3 protein-coding genes and 1 pseudogene are annotated in these 4451 nt (G+C 69.1%); 3 read left to right on the top strand and 1 reads right to left on the bottom strand.

All coding sequences use genetic code 11. The annotated features are described in order from the left end of the window. Window positions 1-1110: pseudogene (locus tag GJ632_RS19820) on the bottom strand (DEAD/DEAH box helicase); the annotation flags it as partial. A 159-nt stretch (window positions 1111-1269) separates the two neighbouring features. Between GJ632_RS19820 and GJ632_RS19825 the strand changes: the two are divergent. The 3 genes from GJ632_RS19825 to GJ632_RS19835 are packed head-to-tail and all read left to right on the top strand — an operon-like array spanning window position 1270 to window position 4396. After that, window positions 1270-2715 carry a hypothetical protein gene (locus GJ632_RS19825; protein WP_191453835.1) on the top strand — a complete coding sequence of 482 codons (1446 nt, stop codon included), beginning with the start codon at window positions 1270-1272 and terminating at the stop codon, window positions 2713-2715. A 5-nt stretch (window positions 2716-2720) separates the two neighbouring features. Beyond that, window positions 2721-3416 (top strand): ABC transporter ATP-binding protein, encoded by a 696-nt coding sequence (locus GJ632_RS19830; RefSeq protein WP_191453836.1) that lies wholly within the window; start codon window positions 2721-2723, stop codon window positions 3414-3416. After that, window positions 3413-4396, top strand: coding sequence for an ABC transporter permease (locus GJ632_RS19835; protein WP_394351839.1), 984 nt, complete (start codon window positions 3413-3415; stop codon window positions 4394-4396). The genes GJ632_RS19830 and GJ632_RS19835 overlap by 4 nt, the downstream gene beginning before the upstream one ends. The last annotated feature ends 55 nt before the right edge of the window (window positions 4397-4451 follow it).

Genomic DNA, 4451 nt, shown 5'->3' on the forward strand with positions numbered 1-4451 from the left:
CATGCGCTCGCCGGTGTAGCGCTTCAGGTCGCGGACGACGACGCGACGCGCGGGGACGTTCACGCCGGCGGCCAGCGTCGGCGTCGCGCAGATGACCTTCAGTCGTCGCTCGCGGAACGCCGACTCGACGAGGGCGCGGTGTTCGCTCCGGACGCCCGCGTGGTGGAACGCGACGCCGGACTCGACGGTCCCGGCCAACCGCGAACAGGTCTCCGTCGCGCGAGTTCGCGCACCTCCTCGGCGAGGGCGTCGCAGTCGGCGGGCGACGCGCCGGATCTGGTCGGTGTCCGGCCGTCAGTTCCTCGCGCGCGAGGCGGTCCGCCAGCGACTCGGCCTCCCGCCGGGAACGGACGAACGCGAGACACTGCCCGCCGTTCGCGACGGCGTCGGCGACGAGTGCCGCCGTCGCCTCCGTCTCGTCGTCGCCGTCCGGTCCGGCGGCGTCCGCGTCCACGCCGAGGGTCGAGTCGTCGTCGAACGTCACGTCGCCGTCGGCGTAGACGCCCGTCCGGAGCGAGACGGGACGCCACGTCGTCTCGACCAGTTCGGCGTCCAACCAGTCGGCGATGTCCTCGGGGTTGTCCACCGTCGCAGAGAGGGCGACTATCTGGAGGCCGGGCGCCCGCCGTTGCAACGTCGCCAGCGTGACTTCCAGCGTCGGCCCGCGACCCTCCGACCCGAGGAGGTGGACCTCGTCCACGACGACGCAGGCCAGCGACTCGACCCACGAGGCGCCGTTCCGGATGGCCGAGTCGACCTTCTCGGCGGTGGCGACGACGATGTCCTCCTCGACCAGGTCCTCGTCCGTCGCGTCGAAGTCGCCCGTCGAGATGCCGACGCTCACCCCCGGCAACTCGGCGAACGTCTCGTACTTCTCGCGGGCGAGGGCGCGGAGCGGAACGATGTAGAGGGCGGGTCCGTCGGCCGTGAGCATCGCGAGTTCCGCGATGAACGTCTTGCCGGACGCGGTGGGGATGGCGGCGACGAGGCGTTCGCCCTCCGTGACGCCCGCCTCGACGGCGGCGCCTGCGGCGGGTACAGCGTCTCGATACCGCCGGACTCGTAGTGCTCCAGTATCGGGCCGGGGAGGGGGAGGTCCCGGACGTGCATCGTACGATGCTGGGGCCGTGACGGTATAAAAACCCGCGCCCGTCGGCCGGTCGACGTTCCCGTCTCCGAACCTGTTAGTAGTATCCTGACACCGCCTGACGGCGGTGCCCTTCGACGGCAGGTTTTTGCTGTCCGCGCGTCAGGTATGAATCAGATTATATGAGACGCGCAGCCGTCCTCGCCCTCCTCGTGGTGTGCTCGACGTTCGCCGGCATCGGACTCGTCGACGCCGCGACGACGGCGTACATCTCGGACGTGACCGTCTCGCCGGAGCAACCCGTCCCCGGCGAACGGTTCGTCGTCCAGACGACCATCCAGAACAGCCAGCAGAGCGACGGCGACTTCCAGATAACGGACGTCTACCTCCGCGGACGGGGGCGACCCCAGGACATCGGCCGCGTCGAGAACCCGGGGAGCATCCCGCCGGGCGCGAGCATCTCCGTCCCCCTGACGGCGCGGTTCGACAGTCCGGGGACGCGCGAACTCCGCGTCCACGTCGTCGGCCGAAAACCCGGCGGCGAACTCGTCCAACTGCAGTACCCCGTCGTCGTCACGGTCCGGCAGGGCGGCCCGCAGATAGGGCTCTCCGCCGGCGACGCCGTCGTCGGCACCCAGGGGCGGGTGCAGGTGACGGCCGTCAACGGCGAGGACAGCCCCGCCCGCAACGTCCGTGTCTCGGTGTCCGGACGCGACGTCAGCGTGAAGAACGACACCCGCGTGGTGGCGACACTGGGTGCCGGCGCCTCGCAGACGTTCAACTTCGCCGTGACGCCCACCTCGCAGGAGGCGGAACTGCAGGCCCGTCTGCAGTACACCTCGGCCGCCGGCAACACCCGCGTCGTCAACGACAACGTCACGCTCGACGCCGAACCCCTCCGCGAGAACGTCCAACTCGCGGTGGACACCGTCGGCACCGGCGCGCAACCCCCCGTCGCCGTGGACGTCTCGAACCTCGGGAACGCACCGCTGGAGAACCCGGTGGTCGAACTCTCGCGGGACGGCACCGTGGTGGTGCGCCGCCCGGCGAACGAGATAGCGCCCGACCGGACGCGGACCGTCAGGCTCAACGTCACCGACCTGGAGTCCGGCCCGGTGGACGTCCGCGTCGGCTACCGGACGGGCGACCGGTCCGGCGAGGCGACGACGTCGTTCCGGTACGCCGCCAACCCCGGCCGGGTCGAACTCACCGGCGTCGACTACGAGATGGAGGAGGGGCGACTCCACGTCTCGGGGAGCACGAGCAACGTCGGCCTCGGCGCCGTCGACAGCGTCGTCGTCCGCGTCGTGGAGACGGAGACGGTGACGCCCGCGCGACCCAACCCCGAGTACTTCGTCGGGAGCATCCCGTCCAGCGACTTCGCCTCGTTCGACCTCTACGCCGAGGTGACCCCGCAGACGGAGACGGTCCCAATCGAGGTGACCTACCTGACGAACGGGCGGGAGCGAACGACGCGCACCGAAATCGACGTGAGCGACCTGAACGCCGGGGCGGACGAAGAGAACTCCGGCGGGAGCGGACTCCCGTCGCTACCGCTCCTCGTCGGCGGCGTGCTGGCGGTTCTGCTCGTCGTCGGACTCGGCGCGTTCGCCTACACGCGGCGGTGACGACGATGTCCATCATCGAACTCGAACACGTGTGGAAGCGGTACGAGAGCGGGACGGAGACCGTCGAGGCTCTGAAGGACGTGAACTTCGCGGCCGAACCCGGTGAGTTCGTCACCATCATGGGGCCGTCCGGGAGCGGGAAGTCCACCATGCTGAACGTCCTCGGCCTCCTCGACACGCCCTCGGAGGGCGTCGTCCGCATCGACGGCAGCGACGTGACCGACCTCTCCGACGCCGAGATGACGACGCAACGGAAGCGCTCCATCGGGTTCGTCTTCCAGAGCTACTTCCTCATCCCGACGCTGTCGGCCGTCGAGAACGTCGAGGTGCCGACGCTGTTCGGTAACGACCCCACCGCGCACGAACGCGCGACGGAACTGCTCGAACGGGTCGGTCTCGGCGACAGACTCGACCACCGCCCCGACCAGCTCTCGGGCGGGCAGAAACAGCGCGTCGCCATCGCGCGCGCACTCGTCAACGAACCGCGCATCCTCCTCGCGGACGAACCGACGGGGAACCTCGACCGGAAGACCGGTCGCGACGTTCTCGAACTGTTCTCCGAACTGAAGACCGAGGAGGACGTGGCCATCATCGCCGTGACGCACGACGACCAACTGCGCAGTTACTCCGACCGGGTCGTCAACCTCGTCGACGGGCGGTTGACCGAAGAGAGCGCGACGGCGGAGGGATACGGAAAGTGAGCCTCCTCGAGCGGCTCTACCGCCGGTTTCCCGCCCTCGTCATGGCGCGGCGGAACCTCTCGCGGAACCGTCTCCGCTCCGGGCTGGCCGCCCTCGGAATCATCATCGGCGTCCTCGCCATCGCCTCGCTGGGGATGTTCGGGACGACGCTCCGCGCGGGCGCGACCGAGCAACTCGGCGACATCGGCAACGAGATAAGCGTCTCGCCGAACGCGCAGGAGGGCTACGAACGCCTCAGCGAACGCGACGTGGCGGACATCCGGCGCGTCACCGACGAAGGGACGGTGGTCCCCGTCAGGCAGCGGTCGGCGACGCTGACACGCGGGCAGGACCGGACGATAACGACGGTGTACGGCATCGAGAATCCGGGGGTGCTGTACGAGGCGACGGAGGGCCGGTCGCCGGAACGCCTCCGACAGGGCGCACTCGTCGGGGCGACGCTCGCGGACCGACTGGACGTCGAACCCGGCAATCGCATCACGCTGGACAACCAGTCGTTCCGCGTCGTGGGCGTCCTCGAAGAACAGGGCGGCATCTCGCTTCTCAACCCGAACAACGCCGTCATCGTCCCGATGGAGTCGTTCGACGAGTCTGGCTACTCGCAGGTGGTCGTCAGGTCGCCGACGGGCACCGCGGCGAACCAGACGGCGATAGCCATCCGCGAGGAACTGAACGACCGCGAGGAGAAGGTGACCCTGTTCGAGTTGGGCTCCATCACGCAGGGCATCAACCAGTTCTTCGGTATCCTCAACGCCTTCCTCGTCGGCATCGGCTCCATCTCGCTCGTCGTCGCCGGCGTCAGCATCCTGAACGTGATGCTGATGAGCACCATCGAACGGCGGCAGGAGATAGGCGTCCTCCGCGCCGTCGGCGTGCAGAAACTCGACGTGGTCCGGATGATTCTCGCCGAGGCGGGACTGCTGGGTCTGGTCGGCGGCTTCTTCGGCGCCGTCCTCGCCGTCCTCGCCGGCTCGTCCTGACCAGGTGGTCATCTCCGACCCCTGCTGACCGTTCGCGCCGACGAACCCTGCTCTA

It is taken from the genome of Halogeometricum sp. CBA1124, from assembly GCF_009741955.1.
Classification (GTDB): Archaea; Halobacteriota; Halobacteria; order Halobacteriales; family Haloferacaceae; genus Halogeometricum; species Halogeometricum rufum.

What these genes read in the sequence shown, in the direction of transcription:
- GJ632_RS19825 (WP_191453835.1), top strand. Translation starts at nt 1,270, where the DNA reads ATGAGACGCGCAGCCGTCCTCGCCCTCCTCGTGGTGTGCTCGACGTTC.
- GJ632_RS19830 (WP_191453836.1), top strand. Translation starts at nt 2,721, where the DNA reads ATGTCCATCATCGAACTCGAACACGTGTGGAAGCGGTACGAGAGCGGG.